Annotated in this window: 23 protein-coding genes; 12 read left to right on the forward strand and 11 right to left on the reverse strand. The window is 68.9% G+C overall.

The window, feature by feature from the left end; all coding sequences use genetic code 11:
* Positions 1-50 precede the first annotated feature (50 nt).
* From LDO26_RS01870 to ykgO, 8 genes are all read right to left on the reverse strand, one after another.
* Entirely contained in the window at positions 51-1259 is a 1209-nt protein-coding gene (locus LDO26_RS01870) for a TraB/GumN family protein (protein WP_232129362.1), read from the reverse strand.
* 157 nt (positions 1260-1416) lie between these two features.
* On the reverse strand, positions 1417-2298 hold the full coding sequence (locus LDO26_RS01875; protein WP_232129363.1) for an alpha/beta hydrolase: 882 nt from the start codon (positions 2296-2298) through the stop codon (positions 1417-1419).
* A gap of 75 nt (positions 2299-2373) precedes the next feature.
* Positions 2374-2991 (reverse strand): TetR/AcrR family transcriptional regulator, encoded by a 618-nt coding sequence (locus tag LDO26_RS01880; protein ID WP_232129364.1) that lies wholly within the window; start codon positions 2989-2991, stop codon positions 2374-2376.
* A 32-nt stretch (positions 2992-3023) separates the two neighbouring features.
* Positions 3024-3608, reverse strand: coding sequence for a GNAT family N-acetyltransferase (locus tag LDO26_RS01885; protein WP_232129365.1), 585 nt, complete (start codon positions 3606-3608; stop codon positions 3024-3026).
* 2 nt (positions 3609-3610) lie between these two features.
* On the reverse strand, positions 3611-4510 hold the full coding sequence (locus tag LDO26_RS01890) for a carbon-nitrogen hydrolase (RefSeq protein WP_232129366.1): 900 nt from the start codon (positions 4508-4510) through the stop codon (positions 3611-3613).
* 92 nt (positions 4511-4602) lie between these two features.
* A complete protein-coding gene (locus LDO26_RS01895) occupies positions 4603-5640 on the reverse strand; it encodes an agmatine deiminase family protein (RefSeq protein ID WP_232129367.1) in 1038 nt (345 codons plus the stop codon).
* A gap of 100 nt (positions 5641-5740) precedes the next feature.
* Positions 5741-6085: a hypothetical protein gene (locus tag LDO26_RS01900; protein WP_232129368.1), complete on the reverse strand. Its 345-nt coding sequence runs from the start codon at positions 6083-6085 to the stop codon at positions 5741-5743.
* 250 nt (positions 6086-6335) lie between these two features.
* Positions 6336-6461 (reverse strand): type B 50S ribosomal protein L36, encoded by a 126-nt coding sequence (ykgO, locus tag LDO26_RS01905; protein ID WP_005913193.1) that lies wholly within the window; start codon positions 6459-6461, stop codon positions 6336-6338.
* Between the two features lie 116 nt (positions 6462-6577).
* Between ykgO and cmk the strand changes: the two genes are divergently transcribed.
* The 7 genes from cmk (at position 6578) to galU (ending at position 14742) form a co-directional block, all read left to right on the forward strand.
* On the forward strand, positions 6578-7252 hold the full coding sequence (gene cmk / locus LDO26_RS01910; protein WP_232129369.1) for a (d)CMP kinase: 675 nt from the start codon (positions 6578-6580) through the stop codon (positions 7250-7252).
* A 233-nt stretch (positions 7253-7485) separates the two neighbouring features.
* The gene (rpsA, locus tag LDO26_RS01915; RefSeq protein WP_232129370.1) at positions 7486-9174 is read left to right on the forward strand and encodes a 30S ribosomal protein S1; all 1689 of its coding nucleotides are present in this window, start codon (positions 7486-7488) and stop codon (positions 9172-9174) included.
* Between the two features lie 62 nt (positions 9175-9236).
* On the forward strand, positions 9237-9539 hold the full coding sequence (locus tag LDO26_RS01920) for an integration host factor subunit beta (protein ID WP_232129371.1): 303 nt from the start codon (positions 9237-9239) through the stop codon (positions 9537-9539).
* Between the two features lie 204 nt (positions 9540-9743).
* Positions 9744-10922, forward strand: a complete 1179-nt coding sequence (gene lapB, locus LDO26_RS01925; protein WP_232129372.1) for a lipopolysaccharide assembly protein LapB — start codon at positions 9744-9746, stop codon at positions 10920-10922.
* 1 nt (position 10923) lies between these two features.
* Positions 10924-11940, forward strand: a complete 1017-nt coding sequence (locus LDO26_RS01930; protein ID WP_232129373.1) for an MraY family glycosyltransferase — start codon at positions 10924-10926, stop codon at positions 11938-11940.
* The gene (locus LDO26_RS01935; RefSeq protein WP_232129374.1) at positions 11933-13843 is read left to right on the forward strand and encodes a polysaccharide biosynthesis protein; all 1911 of its coding nucleotides are present in this window, start codon (positions 11933-11935) and stop codon (positions 13841-13843) included. The genes LDO26_RS01930 and LDO26_RS01935 overlap by 8 nt, the downstream gene beginning before the upstream one ends.
* Positions 13840-14742, forward strand: coding sequence for a UTP--glucose-1-phosphate uridylyltransferase GalU (gene galU / locus LDO26_RS01940; RefSeq protein WP_232129375.1), 903 nt, complete (start codon positions 13840-13842; stop codon positions 14740-14742). The genes LDO26_RS01935 and galU overlap by 4 nt, the downstream gene beginning before the upstream one ends.
* A 115-nt stretch (positions 14743-14857) precedes the next feature.
* Here the strand turns inward: galU and LDO26_RS01945 are convergent, their stop codons facing one another.
* From LDO26_RS01945 to LDO26_RS01955, 3 genes are all read right to left on the reverse strand, one after another.
* Positions 14858-16063 (reverse strand): acetyl-CoA C-acyltransferase, encoded by a 1206-nt coding sequence (locus tag LDO26_RS01945; protein WP_232129376.1) that lies wholly within the window; start codon positions 16061-16063, stop codon positions 14858-14860.
* 126 nt (positions 16064-16189) lie between these two features.
* On the reverse strand, positions 16190-18562 hold the full coding sequence (locus LDO26_RS01950; RefSeq protein WP_232129377.1) for a 3-hydroxyacyl-CoA dehydrogenase/enoyl-CoA hydratase family protein: 2373 nt from the start codon (positions 18560-18562) through the stop codon (positions 16190-16192).
* 211 nt (positions 18563-18773) lie between these two features.
* Complete coding sequence (locus LDO26_RS01955) at positions 18774-19391, reverse strand: TetR/AcrR family transcriptional regulator (RefSeq protein ID WP_232129378.1); 618 nt, start codon at positions 19389-19391, stop codon at positions 18774-18776.
* 221 nt (positions 19392-19612) lie between these two features.
* Here LDO26_RS01955 and ndk point away from each other — a divergent pair, with 221 nt between their 5' ends.
* From ndk to LDO26_RS01980, 5 genes are all read left to right on the forward strand, one after another.
* Complete coding sequence (gene ndk / locus LDO26_RS01960; RefSeq protein ID WP_232129404.1) at positions 19613-20038, forward strand: nucleoside-diphosphate kinase; 426 nt, start codon at positions 19613-19615, stop codon at positions 20036-20038.
* Positions 20035-21222 (forward strand): dual-specificity RNA methyltransferase RlmN, encoded by a 1188-nt coding sequence (gene rlmN, locus LDO26_RS01965; protein WP_232129379.1) that lies wholly within the window; start codon positions 20035-20037, stop codon positions 21220-21222. The genes ndk and rlmN overlap by 4 nt, the downstream gene beginning before the upstream one ends.
* A complete protein-coding gene (gene pilW / locus LDO26_RS01970; RefSeq protein WP_435594010.1) occupies positions 21203-22012 on the forward strand; it encodes a type IV pilus biogenesis/stability protein PilW in 810 nt (269 codons plus the stop codon). The genes rlmN and pilW overlap by 20 nt, the downstream gene beginning before the upstream one ends.
* Complete coding sequence (locus LDO26_RS01975; protein WP_232129380.1) at positions 22009-22857, forward strand: helix-turn-helix domain-containing protein; 849 nt, start codon at positions 22009-22011, stop codon at positions 22855-22857. The genes pilW and LDO26_RS01975 overlap by 4 nt, the downstream gene beginning before the upstream one ends.
* A 96-nt stretch (positions 22858-22953) precedes the next feature.
* Positions 22954-23586 (forward strand): YfgM family protein, encoded by a 633-nt coding sequence (locus LDO26_RS01980; RefSeq protein ID WP_232129381.1) that lies wholly within the window; start codon positions 22954-22956, stop codon positions 23584-23586.
* Positions 23587-23591 lie beyond the last annotated feature (5 nt).

A 23591-nucleotide genomic window follows, 5' to 3' on the forward strand; every position in this document is an offset into this window, starting at 1 on the left:
GCGACGGCCCGATCGCGGCGCCTCGGGCCGTCGCCCGCGGTTGCGCGCGGTCAGTTGAACAGCTTGCCGAAGATCCGCAACCCGGCGATCCACACGCCGGCGCTGGAGCCGATGTTGGTCAGGATGAAGTTGAGGATCGTCCGCGACACCCGGTTGCGGTACCAGCCCTTGAACGTCTGCGCGTCGTCGCGCAGCGACAGGAAATCGCCGTAGGCCGGCTTGCGCATCTGCACTTCGACCAGCGCACTGAACAGTCCCGGCGACACGCCCGGCGGCCGGAAGGGTTTCAGCGGGGCGGCGATCGCGGACGCCAGCACGCTCAACGGGTGGCCTGCGGCGCAGATCGTGCCCAGCGCGGCGAAGCCGGCGGTGTAGAACACCCACTGCCCGAGCAGTTGCGCGCCCACCGCGGCGCCGCCCTGCCAGAAGCCCCAGGTGATCGCACCGAGGATCAGCACCATCAGCAGGGTGGTGACCCACGGGAAGCGGCTCCTGGCAACGACGAATTCCAGCTGCTCGCGCAGTTCGCCCGGTGCCTCCACGTCTTCCTGCAGGTGCCGGGCCAGCCCGGCCAGATGCCCGGCGCCGACGACCGCCAGCACTTCCCTGGCGCCGTCGGGCACCTCGCGCAGGCGCGCGGCCATGTAGCGGTCGCGCTCGGCGATCACGCACTCGTACAGCGCGGGGCTGCCCTGCGCGAACTCGCCGAAGCTGGACTCGAGCATGTCGCCCTGCTTGAGCTTCTCGATCTCGTCCTCGCCCATCTCCTCGGTGGTCAGCAGGCCGCCGAGCAGGTTGCCGCCGAGCTTGAGCCGGCCGAAGAAGCCCAGACGGCCGGAGGCGCGCTTGAAGGTCAGGCCGACGTCGCGGTCGATCAGTTCAAGCGCCAGGCCGCGCTCGTTGGCCAGCGCCACCGCGCGCTTGAGCTCGGCGCCCGGCTCGATGCCGAGCTGTTCGGCCAGCCGGCGCTGGTAGGCCGCAAGCGCCAGGTTGGCCGCGAACAGCGCGACCCGGCCCTTGCGGATCACGTCGACCAGGTTGAGCTTGGCCAGCGCGTCGGGATCGCTGAGCGCCTGCAGCCGCTGCGCGTCCAGTTCCACCGCGACGGTGTCGAAGTCACCGCTCTGGATCGCGTCCTCGACCGCGTCGACGCTGGTCCTGGAGATGTGCGCCGTGCCCAGCAGGGTGTAACGGACGCCGTCGCGCTCGACGATCGCGTGCGGCTGGTTCTGCCAGAGGGGAATCGCGGATTCGGTCATGGTATCCCGTGAAGGAGGTTGGACAGGCGGGATACGGGCGGCCGCGGGCGAAGTCGTGCCGCTCCGGCTTCAGGCGCGCATGCCGCGATCGCCGATGATGGCCGCGCAGGATAATCGCTCCGGCCTGCCGCCGGCAAAGCGACGGCAGGCCATGCGTTCAGGCGAAGCCGCGTGGCAGGTCGGGCGAGGAGACGATGCGCGCGCCCACGTCCTGTCCGGCCAGGAAGCGCAGGCTGGCGACGATCACCGCCTCGTCGTCGAGGATGCGGTTGTGTCCGAGTCCGCGCGTGGTCAGCAGGCGCGCCTGCGTCCAGAAGCGGGCGTAGCGTTCCCCTTCGCCCCATGGCACCTCGCGGTCCTCGAGATCGTGCACGATCAGCGCCGGTCGTCCGATGCCTGGTACCGCGTGCTGTGCCTGCAGATCCCGAAGCGCGACGCCGGTGCGGCGCTCGAACAACGCCAGCATCTGCCGGCACAGGTGCGCGGGCAGGCCGACGTGGCGCGCGAACCGGAACGACGCATCCACGGGATCGGCCGCCGGCGCGATCAGCACCGCGCGCCGTGCGGCAAGTCCGCGCGCCAGCGCCAGCGCGGCCGCGGCGCCGCCCAGCGAATGGCCGACCAGCGCGGCGGCGGGGCCGAAACGCTCCCCGACCGCCAGCAGGGTGTCGGCGAACACCGGCAGGTTGCCGCGCCGGCCGGAGCTGTGGCCGTGGGCGGGCTGGTCGAAGGCGACGGCCGCGTATCCGGCGTCCTGCAGTCGCCTGGCCCATCCGGCGAAACGCGTGCCGTGGCTGGACCAGCCGTGGGCGAGGAGGACGTAGGGCTGCCGCTGCGGGTCGCCCCAAGCATAGGTCCGGATGCGCTCGCCGCCGTGTCCGAATTCCGATTCGGCGGCGCCATGGCCGGATGCGGATGCCTGGACGGCACGGATACGGCTCGAGGGCAGGGGCGTCGCGAACAGGTCGTAGGCACGCCGCACCGTGGCCTGCGGCCTGAACAGGCCTCCGATGCGGAAGCGGGTGCGCAACAATGTCATTCCTGAAAATATCCGAACGTTCGTGCTAATTTCGGGGCGCAAGACGGGCATGGCGAACCTCTGCAGGGGGGAATTTCAGCCCGGGTGGGCGCGGGAGGCGGCGTCGATCAGGCGTGCGAAGGCGGTCCGGGCACGCTCCGCCGAGGCCTCGTAACCGAACAGTCCGGCATCGTGGTGCACGGCGAGCATCAGGCCGTAGATCTCGAACGCGACCTGTTCCGGATCGGTGCCCGGCAGCAGTTCGCCGCTGTCGATGGCCAGGCCGATCGCGCGCGCGAGTTCCTGGCGCCAGCGGGTCTCATGGGCGACCAGGCGGTCGCGCTGGGGGCCGGGACGGTCGTCGTATTCGCTGGCCGCGGCCAGGAACAGGCAACCGCCGTCCTCGTCGTGGCGCACCCAGTCGAGCCAGGCCGAGAAGATCGCACGCAGTCGCGGCAACCCGCGGCGCGCCTTCAGCGCCGGCAGCATCACCTGCCCGACGAACCGCTGGCCGGCATGGTCGAGCACGGCCAGTTGCAGGTCCTCGCGCGAACCGAAGTGCGCGAACACACCGCTCTTGGACATGCCGACCTGTCCGGCGAGGCTACCGATGGTCAACCCCTCGAGGCCATGGACGCAGGCCAGCGCATAGGCGCGGTCGAGGATGGCCTCGCGCGTGGTGGCGCCCTTGCTGGCAGAGGGTGACGTCGGCATGCGTCCAATAAAAGCACGCTCGTTCCAATCGGTCAACGACCGCCGGTCGGCCGTTCCTCGGTAGCGCCGGCGACCGCTGCCGCAGCCGGTTCGTCATCCGGCGGGGATCCGGCGCCATCGCCCAGCGCCCGCTGCATCTGCAGCGTGTCGAGCCAGCGCCCGTGCTTGCGGCCGAGTCCGGGGAAGATGCCGATCGTGGTGAAGCCCAGGCGTTCATGCAGCCGCACGGAGGGCGCGTTGGCCGGCTCGCCGATCACCGCGACCATCTGCCGGAAGTCGCGCCGGGTGCAGTCGTCGATCAGGTGCTGCATCAACAGGCGGCCGATGCCGTGCCCGTGCAGCGCATGGACGACGTAGACCGTGCTTTCGACGGTCCAGCGATAGCCGATGCGGCTGCGGTAGCCGCCCGCGTAGGCGTAGCCGGCGAAGCGGCCGTCGGATTCGGCGACCAGCCATGGGCAGCCGGCGTCGCGCACGGCTTGCCAGCGCCGGCGCATCTCCACGGCATCGGGCGCGTCGTACTCATAGGTCGCCACGTCGTGCGCGACCTCGTGCGCGTACAGCGCGGTGATCGCGTCGAAGTCGGCATCGACCGCATCGCGGACCCGGATCTCCATGCTCAGTCGATGTAGCGCTTGAGCAGGTCGCCGTAGGCATCGATGCGGCGGTCGCGCAGGAACGGCCAGATCCGCCGCACGTGCTCGCTGCGGCCCAGGTCGACCTCGCAGCTGAGGATCGTCGGCTCGCCGCCGGCTTCGGCCAGGAACTCGCCCTGTGGCCCCAGTACGTGGCTGTTGCCCCAGAAGTCGATGCCGGAGGCGCCGAGCGGGGAAGGCTCGTGGCCGACCCGGTTGCACGACAGCACCGGCAGGCCGTTGGCGACCGCGTGTCCGCGATGGCTGAGGATCCAGGCGTCGCGCTGCCGGCGCTTCTCGTCGTCGGCGTCGGCCGGGTCCCAGCCGATCGCTGTCGGGTAGAGCAGCAGGTCGGCGCCGGCCAGCGCCATCAGCCGCGCGGCTTCGGGGTACCACTGGTCCCAGCACACCAGCAGGCCGAGCCGGCCGACCGAGGTGTCGATCGGCTTGAAGCCGATGTCGCCCGGGGTGAAGTAGAACTTCTCGTAGAACCCCGGATCGTCGGGGATGTGCATCTTGCGGTATTTGCCCGCGGTGCTGCCGTCGGCGTCGAAGACGACGCCGGTGTTGTGGTACAGGCCGGCCGCGCGGCGCTCGAACAGCGAGCTGACGACGACGACCCCGTGCTTCCGGGCCAGTTGCGCCAACCGTTCGGTGCTCGGACCCGGGATCGGCTCGGCCAGGTCGAACTCGTCGACCGATTCGTGCTGGCAGAAATAGGCGCCGTTGTGCAGTTCCTGCAGCAGCACCAGTTTCGCGCCGCGGGCCGCGGCCTCTGCGACGCGGGCCTCGATGACCGACAGGTTGGCGTCGGCATTGCCGGCGCCCTGGTCGATGACGGCGCGCTCCTGGATCAGGGCGACCGGAAGTGTGGTTTTCTTCATGACGGGATTGTAGGGCGGCTCTCGAGCCGCCGCGTGGAGGCGATGGGTGCGGGGTTCAGGCTGCGACGCCGCCGGTCCGGGGCGGGGCCGGCCTATGCGGCGACGCTGCCCCGGGGCAGTTGCATGGTGATGCAGTGCAGGCTGCCGTTCTGCCAGATCAGCGGACGGCAGGGCACCTGCACGATCTCGCGGCCGGGATGGGCCCGGGCGAGGACCGCGGCCGCGGCGTCGTCGGCGGGGTCGCCGTAGGCCGGCATCAGCAACGCACCGTTGATGACCAGGTAGTTCGCGTAGCTCGCGGCGAGCCGGCGTCCGCCGTCATGGATCGGCTGCGCCCACGGCAGCGGGAACAGCCGGTACGGCGCGCCGCCGCGGGTGCGCAGCGCGGCGATGTCGTCGGCCATCGCCTGCAGCTCGGCGTGGTGCGGATCGGCGGGATCGTCGCAGGCCTGAAACACGATCGCATCGTCCGGCGCGAAGCGGGCGAGGGTGTCGATATGCGCGTCGGTGTCGTCGCCTTCCAGATAGCCGTGGTCGAGCCACAGCACCCGGTCCTGGGCCAGCCAGTCCGACAGTTGCGCAGTCAGGGTCTCGCGCGACGCATCCGGATGGCGCTCGTGCAGGCAGCGCCAGGTCGTCAGCAGCGTGCCCCGGCCGTCGGTTTCGATCGCGCCGCCTTCGAGCGCGAAATCGATCTCCCGGCGCCCGGCATCGGCGAACAGGCCCAGCCCGGAGAGGTGCGCCACCAGCTGATCGTCGCGGCTGGCCTCGAACTTGCCGCCCCAGCCGGTGAAGCGGAAATCCAGCAGCTCGAACCCGCCCTCGGCCCGCGCCAGCGTCACCGGGCCGGAGTCCCGCAGCCAGGTGTCGTCGTAGGCGGCCTCGACGAAGCGCACCCGATCCATGTCGACCCGGTTGGAGGCCAGCCGCACGTAGGCGTAGCTCTGCACGTCCTCGTCCGGAATGCAGATCACGACCGGTTCGAAACGCGTGATCGCGGCGACCAGCGCGATGTAGGTATCCTCGACCTCGCCCAGGCGCGCGGCCCAGTCGGTGTCTTCGGTCGGCCACGCGATCAGGATCGCGGACTGGGGCTCCCATTCCGCGGGGAAGCGCAGGTGTTCGCTCATTCCGGACGGATGCTCACGTCTGTGCCCGGGCCGCAGCCCGGACGGTCGATTCGGTTCCCGTGCATGGAGGCGCAGGTGCACGTCCAGCGCGGTGCGGGGGTCAGCGGATCGCGGGCTTGGGTCCGACCTCGGACGCGGCCGCCTGGTTGACGACGGTGTCGATGACCCGGCTGTTCTCGAAGTACACGGTGAACGCCGGGTAGACCCAGCGGTTGATCGTCGGCCACTGGCGCTTCTGGCCGCCGCGCGGGTCCAGCCGCTCGGCCGGCGCGCCGAAGCTGGCCTCGACCTGGGCCATGCTCATGCCGCGCGTCGGAACGGCCATGTTGGCGGTCTGCCGGCTGCGGTCGATCAGCAGCGTGTCGGCGGAAGCGGGCGCGGCGCAGATGAGCAGCGCGCCGCTCAGGACGGAACCGGCCAGGGCCGTGGCAAGGGGACGCGGCATGTCGAACGCTCCTAGGACAGGTGGAATCGGGCCGCGGGTGGCCCGGTGGCCCCTATTTAACAGAAAACCCGCCAACTGCGCGGTACCGCCTCGCGGCCATGGCGAAATGACGGACTGCGTCGCGGAATCCGCGTGCCCCGGTCCACCTGCGCGCAAGCAAAAGGCCGCATTGCTGCGGCCTTCGCTCGACGCTTGGCGCCACGTGCCCATGCCGACAGGCCACGGGCGACAGGCGCACGTCCGGCGTGACTCAGCGCTGGCGCGCCTTGAAACGCGGGTTGGACTTGCAGATCACGAAGACCTTGCCGCGACGACGCACGACCTTGCAATCGCGGTGGCGGGTCTTCGCCGACTTCAGGGAGGACAGGACCTTCATGACAAACCTCTGGGATGGGATAAAACGATCAAGCCGGCTATTCTAGCGGGTAAATTCTTCTCGATTCAAGCGCTTGGCATCCTGTGTGGATTCCGGCGCCCAACCTGGGGGTGACAATGACGGCCGAAGTGCCCGTTCTGACGATCGATGGCCCGTCCGGTTCCGGCAAGGGCACGGTCAGCCGGCTCGTGGCCGCCCGCCTGGGCTGGCATTACCTGGACTCCGGCGCGCTGTATCGCGCGGTCGGCGTCGCCGCCGGCTGGGCCAACCTCGATCTGGGCGATGCCGCGGCGCTGGTGCGCTGCACGTTCGACACCACGATCGGCTTCGAGGAGCGGGGCGGCGAACTGCGGGTGCTGGTCAACGGCCACGACGCGACCGACGAGCTGCGCACGGAAACCGCGGGAGCGGCCGCGTCGGCGATTGCCGCGATCCCCGAAGTGCGTGCCGCGCTCAAGGACCGGCAGCGCGCATTCAGGCGGGCGCCGGGGCTGGTGGCCGACGGCCGCGACATGGGCACGGTCATCTTCCCCGACGCCGGCTACAAGGTGTTCCTGACCGCCAGCGCCGAGGAACGGGCCGAAAGGCGCTATAAACAGTTGAAGGACAAGGGAGTTTCCGTCACAATGGACGGTCTGCTGCGCGAGATCCTTGCGCGCGACGCCCGCGACGCCAACCGCGCGGTGGCGCCATTGCGGCCGGCCGACGACGCCGTCCGCATCGACACCACCGGTCTGGGCATCGAGGAAGTCGTCACGCAGGTGCTGGCGTTGTTGCCCCGGCGGGACTGAGGTCCACGCCGGGCGGGCGCGCGGCAGGCTCGGGCCTGCACGTTTGCCCATGCAGTTCGTTGTAACCGCAGTACCCATCCCGTCCGTCGACGCGCAGGCGTTGCCGGCCGGATTTCCATCCACTTCAACACTCACGGCCCATGCAATCCCGCGACGGCCGACAAACGGGTGGACTGCAGGCATGGCGCGGAAGTTCCGCGGCCCGCAGTCTGAATCAACCAGGTAACTTACCAATGACCGAATCATTCGCAGAACTGTTCGAACAGAGCCAGACCAACCTGGCCAAGCTCAAGCCGGGCGCCATCGTCACCGGCGTCGTCGTGCAGGTGCGCACCGACGTGGTGGTGATCAACGCCGGCCTGAAGTCCGAAGGCATCGTGCCGATCGAACAGTTCCGTAACGACGCCGGCGAGATCGACGTCGCGGAAGGCGACACCGTCAAGGTGGCGCTGGACTCGCTCGAGAACGGCTTCGGCGAGACCGTGCTGTCGCGCGAGAAGGCCAAGCGCGCCATGGTGTGGGACGAACTCGAGGAAGCGCTCGAGAAGAACGAGACCATCACCGGCCGCATCAGCGGCAAGGTCAAGGGCGGCTTCACCGTCGACATCAAGGACGTCCGCGCGTTCCTGCCGGGCTCGCTGGTCGACGTGCGTCCGGTCCGCGACCCGGTCTACCTCGAGGGCAAGGAACTCGAGTTCAAGCTGATCAAGCTCGACCGCAAGCGCAACAACGTGGTCGTCTCGCGCCGTGCGGTGGTCGAGAGCGAGCACTCGGAAGAGCGCGAGCAGCTGATGGAGAAGCTGGTCGAGGGCGCCGTGCTCAAGGGCGTGGTCAAGAACCTCACCGACTACGGCGCGTTCGTCGACCTCGGCGGCATCGACGGCCTGCTGCACATCACCGACATGGCCTGGAAGCGCGTGCGCCATCCGTCCGAAGTCGTGGAAGTGGGCCAGGAGCTCGACGTCCGCGTGCTCAAGTACGATCGCGAGCGCAACCGCGTCAGCCTCGGCCTCAAGCAGCTGGGCGAGGATCCGTGGGACAACATCGCGCGCCGCTACCCGGCCAACACCCGCGTGTTCGGCAAGGTCTCCAACGTCACCGACTACGGCGCGTTCGTCGAGATCGAGCCGGGCGTCGAGGGCCTGGTGCACGTGTCCGAGATGGACTGGACCAACAAGAACGTCAACCCGTCCAAGGTCGTGCAGGTCGGCGACGACGTCGAAGTGATGGTGCTGGACGTCGACGAGGAGCGTCGCCGCATCTCGCTGGGCATCAAGCAGGTCACCTCGAATCCGTGGGAAACCTTCGCCGCGATCCACAAGAAGGGCGACAAGGTCGAGGGCCAGATCAAGTCGATCACCGATTTCGGCGTGTTCATCGGCCTGGACGGCGGCATCGACGGCCTGATCCACCTGTCGGACATCACCTGGAATTCCACCGGCGAGGACGTCGCGCGCAACTTCAAGAAGGGCGACACCCTGGAAGCCGTGGTGCTGGCGGTCGATCCGGAGCGCGAGCGTATCTCGCTGGGCGTCAAGCAGCTCGAGCAGGATCCGCTGGGCCAGTTCATGGCCAACACTCCGCGTGGCTCGAAGGTGTCGGGCACGGTGAAGGAAGTCGACGCCAAGGGTGCGCTGATCGACCTGGGTGACGGCGTGGAAGGCTACGTGCAGGCCCGCGACATCAGCGACGAGCGCGTCGACGATGCCAGCCAGCACCTGAAGGTCGGCCAGCAGATCGAGGCCAAGTACTTCGGCATGGACCGCAAGACCCGCGTGCTGCAGCTCTCGATCCGCGCCAAGGACGAGGCCGAGGCGGCGGAATCGCTGGCCGAGTACAACAAGGCGGCGGCGGAAGCCTCCAGCGGCACCACCAAGCTGGGCGCGCTGCTGCGCGAGCAGCTGGGCAACAAGTCCGAGTAATGCGGATGGCGCCGGTCCGGGATCCGTCCCGGGCCGGCGTTTCGCATCTGCACGATCGACACATGACGAAGTCGGAACTCATCGAACTGCTGACCCAGCGCCAGACGCACCTCAAGGGCGAGGATGTCGACCTGGCGGTGAAGGCCATGCTCGAAATGATGGGCGGTGCGCTGGCCAACGGCGACCGCATCGAAGTCCGCGGGTTCGGCAGCTTCTCGCTCCACTTCCGCCCGCCGCGGACCGGGCGCAACCCCAAGACCGGGGATGCGGTCGCGTTGCCGGGCAAGCACGTCCCGCATTTCAAGCCGGGCAAGGAACTCCGCGACCGGGTCAGCGACGTGCTGCCGCTGCCGCCGGAGGACTGATCGTTCTTTCGCCGGACCTGCCCTCGGGCTTGCTCCGGCCCTTTTTCCTGTCGCACCTGCACGCGTTGGCGCGACCGAACTCCAACCGGTTAGGATCGTCCCGGTTCCAGGCCGTCCTCTTCGGCTGTCGGGCATCGGAGCCCCGCCGCGCATGCAGGCGGGCTGCGCGCGACGGCACCGGCCGCTTTCATGGAGCGTTGCTGCATGGCGTTTGTCACCGAATGGTTCTGGTTCTTCCTGCTGCTGCCCGTGGCCGCGCTCAGTGGCTGGGTCATCGGCCGGCGCGGCGGCGAACGCCATAGCGACACCCAGGTCAGTCGCCTGTCGACGACCTATTTCCGCGGCCTGAACTATCTGCTCAACGAGCAGCCCGACAAGGCGATCGAGCTGTTCCTGCACATCGCCGAACTCGACAAGGACACGTTCGAGACCCAGGTCGCGCTCGGCCACCTGTTCCGTCGCCGCGGCGAGGTCGACCGTGCGATCCGCCTGCACCAGGGGCTGGTCCAGCGCAGCGACCTGACCGACCAGCAGCGGGTCCAGGCGTTGCTGGCGCTCGGCGAGGACTACATGAAGTCGGGGCTGCTCGACCGCGCCGAAACGGTGTTCACCGATCTCGCCCGCATCGACCAGCGCGCCCCGCAGGCGCTGCGCCACCTGATCGGCATCTACCAGGCCGAGCGCGACTGGCAGAAGGCGATCGACAACGCGACGCGCTACGAGGCGGTCACCGGCGAGCCGATGGGCAAGCTGATCGCCCAGTTCGAATGCGAGCTGGCCGACCGGCTGCGTTCGGCAGGTGACGCGGACGGCGCGCGCGCCGCGGTCAAGCGCGCCTATGCGGCCGATTCCGGCTCCGTCCGCGCCGGTATCCTCGAGGGCCGGATCGAGATCGAGGCCGGCAACGACGTGGCCGCGATCCGTGCGTTCGAACGCGCCGCCCGGCACGATCCCGATTTCCTGCCGGAAATCCTCTCGCCGCTGCTGGCGGCCTACGAGCGGGTCGGCGACACGCCGGGCGCGCGCAATTTCCTGTCGCAGATGACCGAGCACTACAAGGGCGTGGCGCCGGTCCTGGCGCTGACGCGTCTGGTCGAGGCGGAGGAGGGCGTGCATGCCGCACGCGGGTATCTGGCCCGCCAGCTCAAGGACCGGCCGTCGGTGCGCGGCGAGGCCGCGCTGATCGACCTGACCCTGGCCGACGGCGTCGATCACGCCGGCACGCTGCAGGAACTGCGGCTGATCACCGAACAGCTGCTGGTCCGCAATCCGAGCTACCGCTGCAAGCAGTGCGGATTCGGCGCGCGCAGCCACCATTGGCAATGCCCGAGCTGCAAGGAGTGGGGCACCATCAAGCCCCTGCTCAATTACGCCGTCGTCTGAAGTGGCCGGCACGCCCCAGCCCGGACTGCTGCTTGTATCCGTCTTCTGCGTCGCCCTGGCCGGTACCTGGCTGGCGCGACGCTATGCGCTGTGGCGCCGGCTGCTCGACGAACCGGGCGCACGCCGGAGCCACGCCATCGCCACGCCACGCGGCGGCGGCATCGCGATCGTCGCGGCGATGCTGCTCGCGCTGGGCTTCGCCGCCTGCTGGTGGCCACAGCTGCGGGCGCTGCTGGCGGGTGGATCGGCGGGCCTGCTGCTGGTCGCCAGCGTCGGCTGGGTCGACGATCACCGGCCCCTGTCGCCGTGGCTGCGACTGGGCGTGCACGGGATCGCCGCGCTGCTGCTGGGCGCCGCGGTCTGGCAATCGGGCGCCGGCATCTGGTTCGCCTGCAGCGCCGCACTGCTCGCGGTCGGGCTGGTCAACGTCTGGAACTTCATGGACGGGATCGACGGGATCGCCACCAGCCAGGCGATGCTGGTCGCCGTGGCGGCGGCCTGCCTGGCCCCGTCGGCAGGCGCGCTGTGCCTTGCGCTGGCGACCGTGGCCGCCTGCGCCGGTTTCCTGCCGTTCAATGCCCCCAGGGCCAGGATCTTCCTCGGCGATGTCGGCAGCGGGGCGCTGGGCTATCTGCTGGCGATCCTGTTCGCACTGTCGGGCCTGGACGATCCGGTGCGGGTCTGGTTGCTGACGCTGCCGATGGCGGCGTTCCTGGTTGACGCGGCGTTGACACTGGCTTCACGCATGCTGCGCGGCGAACGCTGGTGGACCCCGCATGTCCAGCACTGCTATCAGCAATGCGTGCAGCAGGGTCGCTCGCATGTCGCGGTCAGCGTCGGCTATCTTGTCTGGGCCCTGCTGTCGCTTGGCCTGATGTTGCTGCTGATGGAGAGTGCCATTACGACTATCATGGGAGGCATCGTATCGTGGTACGCGTTGAGCGCCGCCATCTGGTTCCATCTCCGCGCCCGGCATCGACGCCGGGTGGCATCGTCAGGGAAGAGTCGCAATGACTAGCTGGAAGGACCGGTTCAGCGTCGCAGCGCCGCGTGCAGCGGTGGTCCTCCACGACCTGACGATGGTCTGGCTGTGCTGGGTCGGCCTGCACCAGTTCCGCCTCGCGGTGATGCCCAATGCGCCGTCGCTGCAGACGTGGTCCACGGAGATCGCGCTGATCCTGCTGGCCCAGGGCCTGATCTTCTGGAAGGTCGGCCTGTATCGCGGGGTGTGGCGTTTCGCCAGCGTCCCGGACCTGTTGAACATCCTCAAGGCGGCGGTACTCGGGCTGCTGGCGATCGTGCTGGTGCTGTTCCTGTACAACCGCCTCGACCAGGTGCCGCGCTCGGTCCTGGTGCTGTACCCGCTGATGCTCACCGCGTTGCTGGGCATGCCGCGGCTGCTGTACCGGACCTGGAAGGATCACGGCACCACCCGGACCAGCCAGTCGGCGGTCCGGGTCCTGATCCTGGGCGCGGGCCAGGCAGGCGAGACGCTGGTGCGCGACCTGCGCCGGACCGGCGCCTACGATCCGGTCGGTTTCCTCGACGATGCCGCCAAGCTGCGCGGCAGCCAGCTGCAGGGCGTGCCCGTGCTCGGCCGCGTCGCGGACGTGGAGCGGATCGCGCCGGAAACCGCCACCAAGTTGCTGGTCATCGCCATGCCCTCGGCCGACGCCGCGCAGATGCGCACGGTCGTGGCCGCCTGCGAGAAGACCGGCCTGCCGTTCCGCACGGTGCCCAAGCTCGACGACCTGCTCGAAGGACGCTCGCTGCCGGGCGAGCTGAAGAAGGTCGCGATCGAGGACCTGCTGGGGCGCAAGCCGGTCATGCCGGACTGGAAGGCGATCCGCGGCTGGCTGCGCGGCCGCAGCGTCCTGGTGACCGGCGCCGGCGGCTCGATCGGGTCCGAACTCTGCCGCCAGTGCGCGCGCCATGGCGCTTCGCGCATCGCGCTGCTGGAGATCGACGAACTGGCGCTGACCCGGATCGATGCGGAACTGCAGCGCGATTTTCCGCATATCGAGATCGTCCCGGTCCTCGGCGACTGCGGCGACCATGCCGTCGTCGACTACGCGATGCAGCTCGCGGCTCCGGAAGCCGTGTTCCACGCCGCCGCCTACAAGCAGGTGCCGGTGCTGGAGCGGCAGTTGCGCGAAGGCGTGCGCAACAACGTGCTGGCCACGCATACCGTCGCCTCCACGGCGATCAAGCATCGCGTCGGCACGTTCGTGCTGATCTCCACGGACAAGGCGGTAGACCCGGTCAACGTCCTCGGTGCCACCAAGCGCCTGGCCGAGATGGTCTGCCAGGACCTGGCCGCGTCGCAGACCACGCATTTCATCACCGTGCGCTTCGGCAACGTGCTCGATTCGGCCGGCAGCGTCGTTCCCCTGTTCCGCGAGCAGATCCGTCGCGGCGGCCCGGTGACCGTCACCGATCCGGAGGTGACGCGTTATTTCATGACCATTCCCGAGGCTTGCCAGCTGATCATGCAGTCGGTGGCGATCGGCTCGCCGCAGGCGGTGTACACGCTCGACATGGGCGAGCCGGTGTCGATCCGCCTGCTGGCGGAACAGATGATCCGGCTGGCCGGCAAGCAGCCGGGACGCGATGTCGCGATCATCTATTCCGGGCTGCGTCCGGGCGAGAAGCTGCACGAGACGCTGTTCCATTCCGACGAGCGCTATCGCCCGACCCAGCACCCCAAGATCCTGCAGGCCGAGGCGCGCGCCGTGCATGCGGAGCGCCTGGCCGCCGCGCTGACGCGGCTGCGCGACGGGGTCGCCCGCTACGATCTCGAGCTGCTCGGTGCATCCTTGCGCGACGCGGTCCCCGAATTCACCCCGCAGATTCCGACGTCGCCGCAGAACGCAGGCGCGACGATCGTTGCCTTCCCCCCACGACACGCGAGACAACCATGACCCAAAGGATCCGCAAGGCAGTGTTCCCGGTCGCAGGCCTGGGAACGCGCTTCCTGCCGGCGACCAAGACGGTACCCAAGGAAATGCTGCCGATCGTCGATCGGCCCCTGATCCAGTACGCGGTGGACGAGGCGGTCGCGGCCGGCTGCGACACGCTGATCTTCGTCACCAATCGCTACAAGCACGCGATCGGCGACTACTTCGACAAGGCCTACGAACTCGAGGACCGGCTCGAGGCGGCCGGCAAGACCGAGCTTCTGGAGAAGATCCGCAACCCGCTTCCCGACGGCGTCCGTGCGATCTTCGTCACCCAGCCCGAGGCGCTGGGCCTGGGCCACGCCGTGCTGTGCGCGAAATCCATCGTCGGCGACGAGCCGTTCGCGGTGATGCTGCCCGACGACCTGATCTGGAACCGCAACGGCGACGGCGCGCTGAAGCAGATGGCGGACGCCGCCGAATCGACCGGCGCCAGCATGATCGCGGTCCAGGACGTACCGCCGGAGAAGACCGCCAGCTACGGCATCGTCGCAACGGATGCGTTCGAAGGCCGGCATGGCCGCATCAACCGCATGGTCGAGAAGCCGAAGCCGGAGGATGCGCCGAGCAACCTGGCGGTCGTCGGCCGCTATGTCCTCGACGGCAGGATCTTCGAGCTGCTGGAGAACACCACCCCCGGTGCCGGCGGCGAAATCCAGCTGACCGATGCCATCGCCGCCCTGCTGGACGAGAAGCCCGTGCACGCCTACCGCTTCAAGGGCACGCGTTTCGACTGCGGTACGCACCTGGGCCTGATCGAGGCGACGATCAGCTATGCCCTCGACAACGAAAAACTCAGCGAGCCGGCCGCGGCGCTGATGCGCAATGCGCTGGGCGAACTGGGCGTGCGCGACCTGGAGTGACCGATCCGCGGCCGCGGACGCCCGCGCGCGGAAAACGCCCGGGAAATTTCCGGAAAAAAGGGAAGGGCGGCCATTGGCCGCCCTTCTATTTTTCCGACGGCCGCGAATCCGGCAGTCAGAGCGCTTCGATGATCCCGGCCGCGCCCATGCCGGTGCCGATGCACATCGTCACCAGGCCGTACTTCTGCTGGCGCCGGCGCAGGCCGTGCACGATGGTCGCGGTGCGGATCGCGCCGGTCGCACCCAGCGGGTGGCCGAGCGCGATCGCGCCGCCCAGCGGATTGACCTTGCCCGGATCCAGGCCGCTGTCGCGGATCACCGCCAGCGCCTGCGCGGCGAAGGCCTCGTTGAGCTCGATCCAGTCGATCTCGTCCAGCCGCAGCCCCGCCTGCTTCAGCGCCTTGGGAATGGCCGCGATCGGGCCGATGCCCATGACCTCCGGACGCACGCCGGCGACCGAGAAGCTGACGAAGCGTGCCAGCGGCGTCAGGCGGTAGTCCTTGATCGCCTGTTCCGAGGCCAGCAGCACCGCGCCCGCACCGTCGCTCATCTGCGAGCTGTTGCCTGCGGTCACGCTGCCGCCGAACTGGCCGTTGCGGAACACCGGCCGCAGCTTGGCCAGTCCCTCGATCGACGAGTCCGGACGCGGCCCCTCGTCGGTGTCGACCAGCAGCTTCTTCAGCCGCACGGCGTTGCCGGCGAGGTCGGGCACGTGCGAGACGATCTCGTAGGGGCTGATCTCCTCCTTGAACTCGCCGGCCCGGATCGCGGCGATCGCCTTCTGGTGGGAGGCCAGGGCGAACGCGTCCTGGTCCTCGCGCGAGACCTTCCACTCCTCGGCGACCTTCTCGGCGGTGATGCCCATGCCATAGGCGATGGCGACATGGTCGTCCTTGAACACGGAGGGCGACAGCGCGACCTTGTTGCCCATCATCGGCACCATGCTCATGCTCTCGGTACCGCCGGCCAGCATCAGGTCGGCATTGCCGAGGCGGATCTGGTCGGCCGCCAGCGCCACGGCCTGCAGGCCGGACGAGCAGAAGCGGTTGATGGTCTGCGCGGCGACGGTGTCGGGCAGGCCGGCCAGCAGCACGCCGATGCGCGCCACGTTCATGCCTTGCTCGCCCTCGGGCATCGCGCAGCCGATGATCGCGTCATCGATGCGCGAGGTGTCGATGCCCGGCGCCTGGGCGACGACCGACTTCAGGACATGCGCGAGCATGTCGTCGGGGCGGGTGTTGCGGAACACGCCCTTGGGTGCCTTGCCAACCGGGGTGCGGGTGGCGGCGACGATGTAGGCGTCCTGGATTTGACGGGTCATTGGTGGTTCCTGATCGAAGGGGCCGGAGGCCAGGGGCCAGGGGCCGGGAAAAAGCGGGGCGGCGGATTCCGGAGGGGGCGGGAGCGGGACACTTCTCCCAGGCCCCCGGCCTCCGGTCCCTGGCCTCTAGTTGCGCAACGGCTTGCCGGTCTTGAGCATGTGCGCGATGCGGGCCTGGGTCCGGTCCTGCTGCGCCAGTTCGACGAAGTGCCGGCGCTCGAGCCGCAGCAGCCAGTCCTCGTCGACGATCGCGCCGCGGTCGACGTCGCCGCCGCACAGCACGGTCGCGATGCGGGTGGCGATCTCGTCGTCGTACTCGCTGATGAAACGGCCCTCCAGCATGTTGACCAGCAGCATGCGGAAGGTGGCGATGCCGACGTCGCCGGCGACGCGGATGCGGCGCGCGGGCAGCGGCGGACGGTAGCCGCTTTCGGCCAGTGCCGCGGCCTGCTGGCGGGCGACGTACAGCAGCTCGAAGGCGTTGAAGGTCACCAGGTCGTTGGCGCGCAGCAGGCCCAGCGCCTTCGCCTCGACCGCCGAAGCCGAGACCTTGGCCATCGCCACCGTCTCGAAGGTCTTCTTCAGTTCGGCGAACACGTCGCCGTTGGGGCCGGCGGCCTGCGAGGCGCGCACCGCCAGTTCCTTCAGTCCGCCGCCGGCCGGCAGCAGGCCGACGCCGGCCTCGACCAGGCCGATGTAGCTCTCCAGGTGCGCAACCGTGCGGGCGCTGTGCATCTGGAACTCGCAGCCGCCGCCGAGCGCGAGGCCGCGCACCGCCGCGACCACCGGCACCAGCGAGTACTTGATGCGCTGGCTGGTGGCCTGGAAGTTGGCCACCATCGCCTCGAAGGCGTCCAGCTTGCCGGCCTGCAGCAGGCCGAGCGCGCCGGCGAGGTCGGCGCCGGCCGAGAACGGCTCCTTGTGCTGCCACAGCACCACGCCGCGGAAGTCGCGCTCGGCGATGCCGATCGATTCCTGGATGCCGTCGAGCACCTGGTCGGAGACGGTATTCATCTTGGTCTTGAAACTGACCACTGCGATGCCGTCGCCGTCATGCCACATGCGCACGCCGTCGTTCTCGAACACCGTCTCGCCCTGGTCGAAGCGCTCGCCCAGCAGCGGGTCGGGGAAGCGCTGGCGCTTGTAGACCGGCAGCGTGGAGCGGGGCACCAGCGCGTCCTTCGACGGACTGTAGCTGCCTTCCGCCGCATGCACGCCGTCGCGGCCGTCGAGCACCCAGCCGGGCAGCGGTGCATCGCTCATCGCCTTGCCGGCGGCGATGTCGTCCGCGATCCACTGCGCGACCTGCTTCCAGCCCGCGGCCTGCCAGGTCTCGAACGGGCCGAGCGACCAGCCGTAGCCCCAGCGGATCGCGAGGTCGACGTCGCGCGCGGTCTCGGCGATGTCGGCCAGGTGGTAGGCGCTGTAGTGGAACAGGTCGCGGAACACCGCCCACAGGAACTGCGCCTGCGGGTGCCGGCTTTCGCGCAGCTTCGCGAACTTCTCCGCCGGGTTCTTGGTCTTCAGGATCTCGACCACCTCGTCGGCGGCCTTGCGATCCGCAGGACGATAGTCCTGTTTATCCAGGTCCAGCACGACGATGTCCTTGCCGACCTTGCGGAAGATGCCTGCGCCGGTCTTCTGGCCCAGCGCGCCCTTGGCGATCAACGCCTCCAGCCAGGCCGGCGACTTGAAGTAGCGGTGCCAGGGGTCGTCGGGCAGGGTATCGGCCATGGTCTTGATGACATGGGCCATCGTGTCCAGGCCGACCACGTCGGAAGTGCGGTAGGTCGCCGACTTCGGCCGCCCGATCAGCGGGCCGGTGATCGCGTCGACCTCGTCGAAGCCCAGGCCGGCCTCGGCGGTATGGTGCGCCGTGGCCAGGATCGAGAACACGCCGATGCGGTTGCCGATGAAGTTCGGCGTGTCCTTGGCATAGACCACGCCCTTGCCGACGTTGGTGGTCAGGAAGGTTTCGAGTCCTTCCAGCACCGCCTTGTCGGTGGTCCTGGCCGGGATCAGTTCGGCCAGGTGCATGTAGCGCGGCGGGTTGAAGAAATGCACGCCGCAGAAGCGGTGGCGCAGCTGTTCGGGCAGCACGTCGGCCAGCGCGTTGATGCCCAGGCCCGAGGTGTTGCTGGCCAGCACCGCGTGGTCGGCGACGTGCGGGGCGATCCTGCGGTACAGGTCCTGCTTCCAGTCCATGCGCTCGGCGATCGCCTCGATGATCAGGTCGCAGCCTTCCAGCTGGTCCAGGCCCGTGTCGTAGTTGGCCGGCACGATCGCCTCGGCCAGCGCCTTGCTGGCGAGCGGCGCCGGGCTCAGCTTGCCGAGGTTGGCGATGGCCTTGAGCACCACGCCGTCGGCGGGGCCCTCCTTGGCGGCCAGGTCGAACAGCACGGTGTCGACGCCGGCGTTGGTCAGGTGCGCGGCGATCTGCGCACCCATGACCCCGGCCCCGAGGACCGCGGCACGCCGTACAAGCAATTTCTCGGACATTGTCTGCAACTCCATGGTGGAAAAGCGTGTTCAGCCGCGGATCGACGCCGATGAACACGGATCGGGAAACAGGAACGGGAGCGGGAGCGGGTGGTGGACCCGCCCGCTCTCCGGGACTTCGAGGGGATCGGACCTGGTATCGATCATCCGGGTTCGATCGATGGGACTGGATGTCGTATCCGCGTTCATCGGCATGGATCCGCGGCCTGCATCAGCTTCTGAATCCCGCTGCGGCGAAGCGGATCAATTCGCCGGCGATGCGGGTCCGGTGGTCGCGCTCGGTGGTGCCGGCCGGGCGCTTGATCAGGCCGAAATCGGCCATCGCATAGGTCAACGCACCGGCGAGGAAGTCCAGCCGGCCGTAGAGCTCGGCCTTGCCCAGGCCGGGCAGGCAGGCGCCCAGCGCCGCGGCGAACTCGCGCGGCACGTGGCCGTACTGTTCGGACAGGAACTTGCGCAGGGCGTCGTTCTTCTCGACATAGGCGCGTGCGATCACCCGCACGAAGGCGCCGCTGCCGTGGCGGCCGGTGGCCATGTCCAGGGCCGGCTCGACGAAGGCGGCGATGATCGGCTCGATCTCGCCCGGGTGCGCGGACAGCGCCTCGCGCAGCTGCGCCAGGCGCTGCGCGCTCATCTGGTCCATGCGCCGCCGGAACACCTCGTTGACGAGGTTCTCCTTGCTGCCGAAGTGGTAGTTGACCGCGGCGATGTTGACGTCGGCGCGGCTGGTGACCTGGCGCAGCGACGTGCCGGCGAAGCCATGGGCCGCGAACAGCTCCTCCGCCGCGCCGAGGATCTTGTCTTTGGTGGAGAACTGACCGGTGTTCATGCAGCCGTGGGCCCGCCCTGAATCAAACGCTTGTTTGATGTTATGCCGGGTCGAGCTGACGCGTCAATGACCCGTCGCCTCCGGGGAACGGGTCAAGTTGCGCGCGATACGTTAGAATTGCCGCAGCCATGTCGGCTAAACCCGCGTCCTGTCGCGGGTTTTTCCATGTTAACCTCGGTCGTTCCGGAGCGGACGGCCGTTCAATGTCCGGAGAATCCCAGATGGCGCTCGAGCGCACCCTGTCCATCATCAAGCCCGATGCCGTTGCCAAGAACGTCATCGGCGAGATCTATACCCGTTTCGAGAAGGCGGGCCTGAAGATCGTGGCCGCCAAGTACAAGCAGCTCAGCCGCGAGGACGCGGAAGGCTTCTATGCGGTCCATCGCGAGCGTCCGTTCTTCAACGCGCTGGTCGAGTTCATGACCTCGGGTCCGGTGATGATCCAGGCGCTGGAAGGCGAGAACGCCGTGGCGCTGCACCGTGAGCTGCTGGGCGCGACCAACCCCAAGGACGCCGCACCGGGCACGATCCGTGCCGACTTCGCCGAATCGATCGACGCCAACGCCGCCCACGGCTCGGACTCGGTCGACAACGCGAAGACCGAGATCGCCTATTTCTTCCAGGACGACGAAGTCGTCTCCCGTTGAGTGATGCCATCGTGACCGAGGTCGCCAGCGACGTCCGCGTCGACAAGCAGAACCTGCTCGACCTCGATCGCGAGGGGCTGGAGCGCTTTTTCGCCGAGACCCTCGGCGAGAAGCGTTTCCGTGCCCACCAGATCATGAAGTGGATCCACCACCGGCACGTCACCGATTTCGACGAGATGACCGACCTGGGCAAGGCGCTGCGCGCCAAGCTCCAGGCGCATGCCGAAGTCCGGGTGCCGCAGATCCAGTTCGAGAAGCCCTCCACCGACGGCACCCACAAGTGGCTGCTGGCGATGGACGGCAAGAACGCGATCGAGACCGTCTACATTCCCGACAAGGGCCGCGGCACGCTGTGCGTGTCGTCGCAGGTCGGCTGCGCGCTGAACTGCACGTTCTGCTCGACCGCGACCCAGGGCTTCAACCGCAACCTGTCGACCGCCGAGATCATCGGCCAGGTCTGGGTCGCGGCGAAGCACCTGGGCAACGTGCCGCACAAGCAGCGCCGGCTCACCAATGTCGTGATGATGGGCATGGGCGAGCCGCTGATGAACTTCGACAACGTCGTGCGTGCGATGAGCATCATGCGCGACGACCTGGGCTATGGCCTGGCCAACAAGCGCGTGACGCTGTCGACGTCCGGCCTGGTGCCGCAGATCGACCGGCTCGGCGAGGTCAGCGACGTGTCGCTGGCGGTGTCGCTGCATGCCCCGACCGACGAGCTGCGTACCCAGCTGGTGCCGCTGAACAGGAAGTACCCGATCGCCGAGCTGATGGACGCCTGCGTGCGCTACGCGCAGCGCAGGCGCGGCGAGTCGGTGACGTTCGAATACACCCTGATGAAGGACGTCAACGACCAGCCGCGGCACGCGCGCGAGCTGGCCCGGCTGATGCGCGAGTTCGACAACCGCCTGCAGATGAAGGACGCGGCGAAGGTCAACCTGATCCCGTTCAACCCGTTCCCCGGCACCCGCTACGAGCGTCCGGACGATGCCGCGATCCGGCGCTTCCAGAAGCTGCTCAACGAATCCGGCCGCATCGCCCCGGTCCGTCGCACCCGCGGCGACGACATCGATGCCGCCTGCGGCCAGCTGAAGGGGCAGGTTGCCGACCGCACCCGCCGCCAGGCCGAGCACCGCAAGCGGCTCGATGCCGCCGGTGGGGGCGATGTCGATGCTGCCGCGTAGCGCTGCGCTCATCCTGGTTGCCGCAGTCGTCGCACTGGCCGGCTGCGCGAAGACCGGTTTCGTCAAGCCTACCGTTGGCGAGCGTGCACGGAGCTACGATTTCCGCGAGACGCCCGAGAGCAGGCGCCGCAGCGAGGGTCGCGAGCAGCTGGCGATCGCCACCCGCGAGCTGCAGGCGGGCGAACTCGACGCCGCCGACCGCGCGGCAAGGGCTGCGCTGCGCGCCGATCCGGCCTCGGCCGATGCCAATACCGTGCTCGCGGTGATCAGCGAGCGCCGAGGCCGGTCCGCGGAAGCCGGCGCGCTGTACCGCAAGGCGATGGAGCTGGCCCCGGGCCGTGGCGCGGAACTCAACAACTACGGCGCCTGGCTGTGCGGCAACGGCCGCGAAGGCGAGTCGCTGGCCTATTTCGAGCAGGCGCTGGCCGATTCCGGCTACGGCCAGCCGGCCGCGGCCCTGGCCAATGCCGGTGCCTGCGGCATGCGCGCGGGCGATATCGCCCAGGTCGAACGCAACCTGCGCGCGGCGCTCGAGCTCGATCCGGAGAATGCCGTGGCGCTGGAGGCGATGACCGAATACCGCTTCGGCCACGGGCGCTACTTCGATGCACGCGCTTTTTCGCAAAGACGGCTTGCCGTGCCCCCCACAACTGCGGCAGCATTGCAGATGGCGGCACAGATCGAGCAGAGACTCGGAAACGAGCCCGCCGCCAACCGCTATCTCCAGCGCCTGCATAGCGAATTCCCGCAGGCCGCTCACCTCCAGCCACGGGATGCCAGTTCACCATGAGTGCTTCGAACCAGACCACGCCAGCCGCATCGTCTGGGGTCGGGGAGCAGCTGCGAAGCGCACGTGAACGGGCCGGATTGAGCCAGGCCGAGGTCGCCTCGCGCCTGCACATGCAGGTCCGGGTGGTCGATGCGCTGGAACGCGAGAACTGGGCCCGGCTCGGTGCGCAGGTCTTCGTTCGCGGCCAGCTGCGCAGCTACCTGCGTCTGCTGAAGCTGCCCGAGTCGCTCGCCGACGCCGTCCCCGAAGCGGCCGAGGTGCGGCCGCCGACGCTGACGCCCCGCACCTATACACCGCCGATGCAGCGCCTGCTCGACAAGACGATGGGACGCGCGGTGTATGTGGTCATCACCGCGCTGATCGTGGTGCCGGTCTGGATGGCGGCACGGCCGCATCTCGGCGCACCGTCCGAAATCACCGCCTCGCTGGGCATCGATGGCACCGGCGACGGTGCCGATGCCGCCACGCCGGCACCGCAGTCCGAGGGGCCGCGCCCGCTGACCGCATCGCTGGCCCAGCTTCCCAAGCGCACGCAGCAGCCGGCGCCCGCGGCGGTCCCGGACGATGCGCCGCAGCAGGGCGCGACGCTGACGCTGCGTTTCTCCGGCGACAGCTGGATCGACGTCAGCGCCGCCGACGGCTCCCAGCTGGAACAGGCGCTGGTCCAGGCCGGCCAGGAACGCCGGTTCGATGCCGACGACCTCGGCCGCATCGTGCTCGGCAACGCCGGCGCGGTGGAGGTGCTCCGCGATGGCGACGTTCAGGATCTGTCCCGGTTCCAGCGGGCGAACGTCGCACGCTTTACGGTATCCTCTGGCGGCGTCCTCGCCCCGGTCGCCGAGTAATCGCGTCCCGCGCGAATCCGCTCCGGCGCCACCCGTGCGCGGCGCGGACATTCCTTTCCGTTGAGACCCGCCCGTGTGCGCGGGCCCAGAGAACATATGGCTATTGACGAGTTGCTGGACGAGCGCGAGCAGGGGGAGCGGGTCAAGGCCTGGCTCCGCGAGAACAGCCTGGGCCTGGTGGCCGGTGCGGCCATTGGCGGTGCCCTGATCTTCGGCTGGTCGTGGTGGAAGAACCATACCTACAACCAGCGGGTCGCCGAGCACGCGACCTACCAGGGCGTGCTGGCGAGCATCGCCGCCGGCGATCTCGACAAGGCCGCGGGCCAGGTCGATGCGTTGCCCGACACCGCCTACGGCGAGCTGCTGGCATTGCAGCTGGCCAAGGCGCAGCTCGATGCCGACGACCGCGATGGCGCCATCGCGACGCTGCAGGCCGCACGCGACTCCGATATCGGCATCTCCGCCGTGGTCCAGCAGCGCCTGGCGCGGCTGCTGACCGACGCCGGCCGCGGCGAGGATGCGGTGACGCTGCTGGCCGGCGCGGACAATGCCGTTGCGCTGGAGGCACGCGGCGATGCGCACTTCGCGCTCGAGCACACCGACCAGGCCCGCGACGACTACGCCGAGGCCCTGCGCCGGCTCGACAGCGCCGCGCCGCAGCGCGGCCTGCTGGAACTGAAGCTTTCCGAAGTCGGCGGCACCCCCGACGCATCCGAGGTTGAATCCTGATGACC

The sequence above is a fragment of the Proluteimonas luteida genome, assembly GCF_021191695.1.
Classification (GTDB): domain Bacteria; phylum Pseudomonadota; class Gammaproteobacteria; order Xanthomonadales; family Xanthomonadaceae; genus Luteimonas; species Luteimonas luteida.

Excerpts from the sequence above, each read along its gene's own strand:
- LDO26_RS01945 (WP_232129376.1), bottom strand. The coding sequence starts at position 16,063 with ATGACCCGTCAAATCCAGGACGCCTACATCGTCGCCGCCACCCGCACC.
- LDO26_RS01980 (WP_232129381.1), top strand. The coding sequence starts at position 22,954 with ATGGCTATTGACGAGTTGCTGGACGAGCGCGAGCAGGGGGAGCGGGTC.
- pilW (WP_435594010.1), top strand. The coding sequence starts at position 21,203 with ATGTCGATGCTGCCGCGTAGCGCTGCGCTCATCCTGGTTGCCGCAGTC.
- galU (WP_232129375.1), top strand. The coding sequence starts at position 13,840 with ATGACCCAAAGGATCCGCAAGGCAGTGTTCCCGGTCGCAGGCCTGGGA.
- ndk (WP_232129404.1), top strand. The coding sequence starts at position 19,613 with ATGGCGCTCGAGCGCACCCTGTCCATCATCAAGCCCGATGCCGTTGCC.
- cmk (WP_232129369.1), top strand. The coding sequence starts at position 6,578 with ATGACGGCCGAAGTGCCCGTTCTGACGATCGATGGCCCGTCCGGTTCC.
- LDO26_RS01955 (WP_232129378.1), bottom strand. The coding sequence starts at position 19,391 with ATGAACACCGGTCAGTTCTCCACCAAAGACAAGATCCTCGGCGCGGCG.
- LDO26_RS01880 (WP_232129364.1), bottom strand. The coding sequence starts at position 2,991 with ATGCCGACGTCACCCTCTGCCAGCAAGGGCGCCACCACGCGCGAGGCC.
- LDO26_RS01890 (WP_232129366.1), bottom strand. The coding sequence starts at position 4,510 with ATGAAGAAAACCACACTTCCGGTCGCCCTGATCCAGGAGCGCGCCGTC.
- LDO26_RS01875 (WP_232129363.1), bottom strand. The coding sequence starts at position 2,298 with ATGACATTGTTGCGCACCCGCTTCCGCATCGGAGGCCTGTTCAGGCCG.
- LDO26_RS01895 (WP_232129367.1), bottom strand. The coding sequence starts at position 5,640 with ATGAGCGAACACCTGCGCTTCCCCGCGGAATGGGAGCCCCAGTCCGCG.
- lapB (WP_232129372.1), top strand. The coding sequence starts at position 9,744 with ATGGCGTTTGTCACCGAATGGTTCTGGTTCTTCCTGCTGCTGCCCGTG.
- ykgO (WP_005913193.1), bottom strand. The coding sequence starts at position 6,461 with ATGAAGGTCCTGTCCTCCCTGAAGTCGGCGAAGACCCGCCACCGCGAT.
- LDO26_RS01870 (WP_232129362.1), bottom strand. The coding sequence starts at position 1,259 with ATGACCGAATCCGCGATTCCCCTCTGGCAGAACCAGCCGCACGCGATC.
- rpsA (WP_232129370.1), top strand. The coding sequence starts at position 7,486 with ATGACCGAATCATTCGCAGAACTGTTCGAACAGAGCCAGACCAACCTG.
- LDO26_RS01900 (WP_232129368.1), bottom strand. The coding sequence starts at position 6,085 with ATGCCGCGTCCCCTTGCCACGGCCCTGGCCGGTTCCGTCCTGAGCGGC.
- LDO26_RS01920 (WP_232129371.1), top strand. The coding sequence starts at position 9,237 with ATGACGAAGTCGGAACTCATCGAACTGCTGACCCAGCGCCAGACGCAC.
- LDO26_RS01950 (WP_232129377.1), bottom strand. The coding sequence starts at position 18,562 with ATGTCCGAGAAATTGCTTGTACGGCGTGCCGCGGTCCTCGGGGCCGGG.
- LDO26_RS01975 (WP_232129380.1), top strand. The coding sequence starts at position 22,009 with ATGAGTGCTTCGAACCAGACCACGCCAGCCGCATCGTCTGGGGTCGGG.
- LDO26_RS01935 (WP_232129374.1), top strand. The coding sequence starts at position 11,933 with ATGACTAGCTGGAAGGACCGGTTCAGCGTCGCAGCGCCGCGTGCAGCG.
- LDO26_RS01885 (WP_232129365.1), bottom strand. The coding sequence starts at position 3,608 with ATGGAGATCCGGGTCCGCGATGCGGTCGATGCCGACTTCGACGCGATC.